Origin of the sequence: Mesorhizobium sp. M7A.F.Ca.US.006.04.2.1 (assembly GCF_004022915.1) — a bacterium.
In the GTDB taxonomy this organism is placed as follows: Bacteria; Pseudomonadota; Alphaproteobacteria; order Rhizobiales; family Rhizobiaceae; genus Mesorhizobium; species Mesorhizobium ciceri.
Genome location: NZ_RZQA01000607.1, coordinates 1 through 3,972 on the forward strand (window position 1 = coordinate 1; position 3,972 = coordinate 3,972).

A 3,972-nucleotide genomic window follows, 5' to 3' on the forward strand; every position below is an offset into this window, starting at 1 on the left:
GATCTCGTCGACGCCGCGCGCGCCGGCGGGCTTTGCGGGGGTGAATTTGTTCATCGCCAGTACTCTCGTTCGGGCAGGCTTTTACCACGAGCTCCCGCCGCTGACCAATGCGGCACGATTGTGCCAGCGACCGGGTCGAGGCCTATTCGGGTTGCCCATTGCCTGACAGAATCTGTGCCGCGCCCCTGATGGCGACACGGAAAGCCTCGTCGAAGCCGACACCGCGCACCTGCCAGACGTAGGTCTTGCCGGCCATGACCAGCCGCCAGTCGGCGATCCAGCCCAGTTCCTTGTCGCTCCAGACGAGGCTGCCGTAAAGCGCCTGGTCGGCGCCGGCCCTCTTCGCCAGTGTGTCGAGCTTCGTCATCTCGGCATTGCGAAGCGCCTGATCGTCCAATCCGGCCTGCGACAGCTGCGCCACCGTGGGAAAAGTCACCTGCATGGCCAGCGGTACGGCGGCATTGCCGAACGATTCGCGCATCAGCATGCCACGGTCGTCCTCGGCATCGAGCGCGTAATGCGTTGTTCCGCGCTCGGTCGCCAAAAACACCGCCAGCCGTGGCCGCTCGGTCAGCCACGGCCTGCTGCCGAGCGAAGCCAGCACCGGGTCGATGTCAGCAGGCTTGTACTGGCAGTAGAGATTATGAGGCCGATCGTACGTGCCCTGGTCGTCATGGTTGGGAATGCCTTCCATGCGGTCGCGATAGTGGAAACTGGCGACGAAGGTGCCGGCTTTGTCGCGCAATGCCGTCATTTCAGGTTTCGCCGGCAGGCGCTGATCGCCGGAAACCCGCACCAGAACCGCGTCGAGGCAGCGCTTGAAGCCGGACTGGCGGTTCTTCTCGTACTTGCCGTTGACGATGGTCTGCGAGCTGTAGAGGTCTTCCAAAGTCCCCGCCATGACCGGGTGAACAGCCAAGCAGAGGCTCAGCCCGATTGCCACCGGCGCAAGGTGCGAAAATCGAGTCATAAACAATCGTCCCGTTCGAAGACCCACCAGGTACGCTGCAATGAACTCTACCCAGTTTTCCGTATTGCAGCTCCATTTTTAGCACTGGCTCCTGGTCCGGGCCAGAGCTTGCACCGGTGTCCTCGCCATTGACGCACCCATGCGCCACGCTTTAGCACTTCAGTCCCGGCGGCCGGGAGAGGGATTCTTTCACGATGGATTTTGGCGGAGGCGACGAGATCCGCTTCGAACATCTGGGCCGGGCCGGCGTCGTCACCTTGACGCGGCCGCAGGCGCTCAATGCCTTGACGCACCGCATGATCGGGGCGCTCGACGCCGCTCTTTCCGCCTGGGAGGCCGACCAGGGCATCGACGTCATCGTCGTCAAGGCAGAGGGCAGGGCCTTTTCGGCCGGCGGCGATATCCTGCATGTCTATGAGACAGGTCGGGCGGGAAAACCGCCGGTCGAGTTCTTCGCCGACGAATACCGGCTCAACGCCCGCATCAACAGCTACAAGAAGCCCTATGTCGCCCTGATCGACGGTATCGTCATGGGTGGCGGCGTCGGCATCTCCTTCCACGGCTCGCACCGGGTGATGACCGAGAATGCCCAGTTTGCCATGCCGGAAGTCGGCATCGGCTTCTTTCCGGATGTTGGCGCCAGCCACCTGCTGCCCGATCTCGGCGGCTCCTTCGGCATGTATCTGGCGCTGACCGGCAATCGCATTCGATATGGCGATGCGCTGTGGTCTGGGCTGGCCACCCATACCATCAAGGCCGAGGACCAGGCTGGCTTCCTCGACCGGCTGGCGTTGACCGGCGATCCGGAATCGGTGCTGCGCGGCTTCTTCGTGCAGGCAAGGCGAGAAACCGACAGGCCGACGCTGGAGGCGATTGTCCGTCATTTTTCGCAACCGTCCCTGAACCGCGTCATCGACAGCCTCGAGCGTGCGGCCGCCGCCGATGAGTTCGCGGCAAAGACGCTGGCGACGATCCGCACCCGCTCGCCGACTAGCCTGCGCGTCGCCTGGCGGCAGATCAGCGCCGGACTGACGCTGTCCATGGAAGCCTGCATGAAGATGGAGTTCCGCATCCTCAACCGGATGCTCGCCGGCCATGATTTCTACGAAGGCATCCGCGCTGCCATCATCGACAAGGGCTCGAAGCCGCAATGGCGGCCGGCAAGCCTCGCTGCGGTCAGCGAAGCGGATGTCGATGCCTATTTCGCTCCGCTCGGCGAACGGGAACTCCTGATATGAGCGAGGTGACCTCAAGGCGCATCGTTCTGCAGCCCTCCGGGGTGGAGGTGATCTTCGCCTGGTTCCAGCGCGTCATATCGGGCTACTGCCTGCTGTTCGGCATTCTCTACTGGATCAAGCTGATCGGCTTTTATCCGGGCACACTGTGGCGTTTCGACCTGATGCCCGTGCACTGGCAGGTCGCGGCGGTGGTGCTCGCCGTGTTCTTTCCCTTTGCCGCTGCCGGCCTGTGGATGCTGGCGTCCTGGGGCCCGGTGATATGGTTCATTTGCGCGGTGACCGAGACGGTCATGTACGCCGGCTTTCCCGAGTTGTTCGGCCACCGCTTGCTGATTGTCGTCTCGCATGCGGCGGTGGCGGTGCTCTATATCGTCTTTCGCGTCGTCATCTACCTGCAGAAGCGCCCGGTCCGCCACTAAGCCGTGAACCCATTGGCGGCCCGGCTGTCGCCTCGAATGAGCCCTGCAATCGTTGCCGAAATCTTTAGGTTAATTATCCTTGCTCGGGTGACCGTTCGTTAAGCCTCTTCCGAAACCCCTTACCGGTAAGCTCTTGTTAGCCCTAGCGTTTAAGTCGAATTTTATGAGTATTCGATAGTGTCGCGATCAAGGTGAAAAACAAAAAATCACCAGGGCGACAAACGAGAGGCAAAGACAATGATCAATTCGCGTCCGGCGGCGAAGACCGCCAACGTATCCGACGATCGCCGTGAGGCTATCCGTTCCCTGTACATGGAATCGCTGCAGCTTGTTGAACGGCTGCACCGCCGCCTGCTTGATGTGATCAAAGACGAATTCGACCGCAACGGCCGTTCCGACATCAATGCCATCCAGGCACTGCTGCTGTTCAACATCGGCAATTCCGAACTGACCGCCGGCGAGCTGCGCTCGCGTGGCTACTATCTCGGCTCGAACGTCTCCTACAATCTGAAGAAGCTGGTCGATCTCGGCTTCATCAACCATCAGCGCGCGCGCATCGACCGCCGTTCGGTCCGTGTCTCGCTGACGCCGAAGGGCAATGAGGTGGCCGAGGTCGTCGCCGGCCTCTATGAGCGTCATGTCGGCTCGATCGAACAGGTCGGCGGCATCAACACCGATGAGTTCAAGCAGATGAACCGCGCTTTGCAGCGGCTCGACCGCTTCTGGAACGACACCATCGCCTACCGGATGTAAGGATGTAAGACATCCGCCGCATCGGATCCGGCCCGCGCCACAGAAGCGCGGCCGAAATATCGACCTTCAGTCAGGGCCGGTGCCGAGAGGCATCGGCCTTTCTTTGATTTGGCTGGTCATTGCACCGCGTGGTCGATCGCCGATCGATACCCAAAAAGCACGGTCCGTTCTTTTCGGAATGCTGGCCGGTCGGATTTGGCCGCAAGGCCACGTTGCCGCCATATTCCAATGGAACCGAGAATGGCAGTGATGCTGTGGTGAAGGCCATGCGTTCACCCGCAGCCCGTATCGCGCCTGTGCATTGTCACACCAAGCTGATACGGACCATGGTTGGCTAATTGTTAAGATTGCCAATTTTACAGTGCGGGCGAGATCGCCCGGTGATCAACGCAGCAAGTGATCGAACTGCTACCAATGTCTGGAACGTCCATGAAAACCAGCCGTCGTTTTTTCCTGTCCGGAGCCTCCGCGCTCGCAGCCGCGGTGGTCGCCGGCGGCGCCAATGCGCAGGATGTGATCGGTGATATCCTGAAATCCTCGGCGCGCGGCAATTGGGACGACCAGTTCGACGCCCGCGCCAGCGAGGGTGGCA

Annotated in this window: 4 protein-coding genes and 1 pseudogene; 4 read left to right on the top strand and 1 reads right to left on the bottom strand. The window is 61.3% G+C overall.

All coding sequences use genetic code 11. From position 1 onward, the window contains the following. Positions 1–142 precede the first annotated feature (142 nt). Complete coding sequence (locus tag EN925_RS26280; protein ID WP_127368486.1) at positions 143–970, bottom strand: DUF2066 domain-containing protein; 828 nt, start codon at positions 968–970, stop codon at positions 143–145. A gap of 194 nt (positions 971–1,164) precedes the next feature. Between EN925_RS26280 and EN925_RS26285 the strand changes: the two genes are divergently transcribed. The 4 genes and pseudogenes from EN925_RS26285 to EN925_RS40905 form a co-directional block, all read left to right on the top strand. Continuing rightward, the gene (locus tag EN925_RS26285) at positions 1,165–2,208 is read left to right on the top strand and encodes an enoyl-CoA hydratase/isomerase family protein (protein ID WP_013532256.1); all 1,044 of its coding nucleotides are present in this window, start codon (positions 1,165–1,167) and stop codon (positions 2,206–2,208) included. After that, a complete protein-coding gene (locus tag EN925_RS26290) occupies positions 2,205–2,627 on the top strand; it encodes a DUF6163 family protein (protein WP_013532255.1) in 423 nt (140 codons plus the stop codon). Before EN925_RS26285 ends, EN925_RS26290 begins: the two co-directional genes overlap by 4 nt. A gap of 237 nt (positions 2,628–2,864) precedes the next feature. Then, positions 2,865–3,380, top strand: coding sequence for a winged helix DNA-binding protein (locus EN925_RS26295; protein ID WP_128337037.1), 516 nt, complete (start codon positions 2,865–2,867; stop codon positions 3,378–3,380). Positions 3,381–3,809: 429 nt separating this feature from the next. Next, positions 3,810–3,972 (top strand): annotated as a pseudogene (locus tag EN925_RS40905) (murein L,D-transpeptidase); the annotation flags it as partial.

Coding starts and splice junctions, on each gene's coding strand:
- EN925_RS26280 (WP_127368486.1), bottom strand. CDS start 970: ATGACTCGATTTTCGCACCTTGCGCCGGTGGCAATCGGGCTGAGCCTC.
- EN925_RS26285 (WP_013532256.1), top strand. CDS start 1,165: ATGGATTTTGGCGGAGGCGACGAGATCCGCTTCGAACATCTGGGCCGG.
- EN925_RS26290 (WP_013532255.1), top strand. CDS start 2,205: ATGAGCGAGGTGACCTCAAGGCGCATCGTTCTGCAGCCCTCCGGGGTG.
- EN925_RS26295 (WP_128337037.1), top strand. CDS start 2,865: ATGATCAATTCGCGTCCGGCGGCGAAGACCGCCAACGTATCCGACGAT.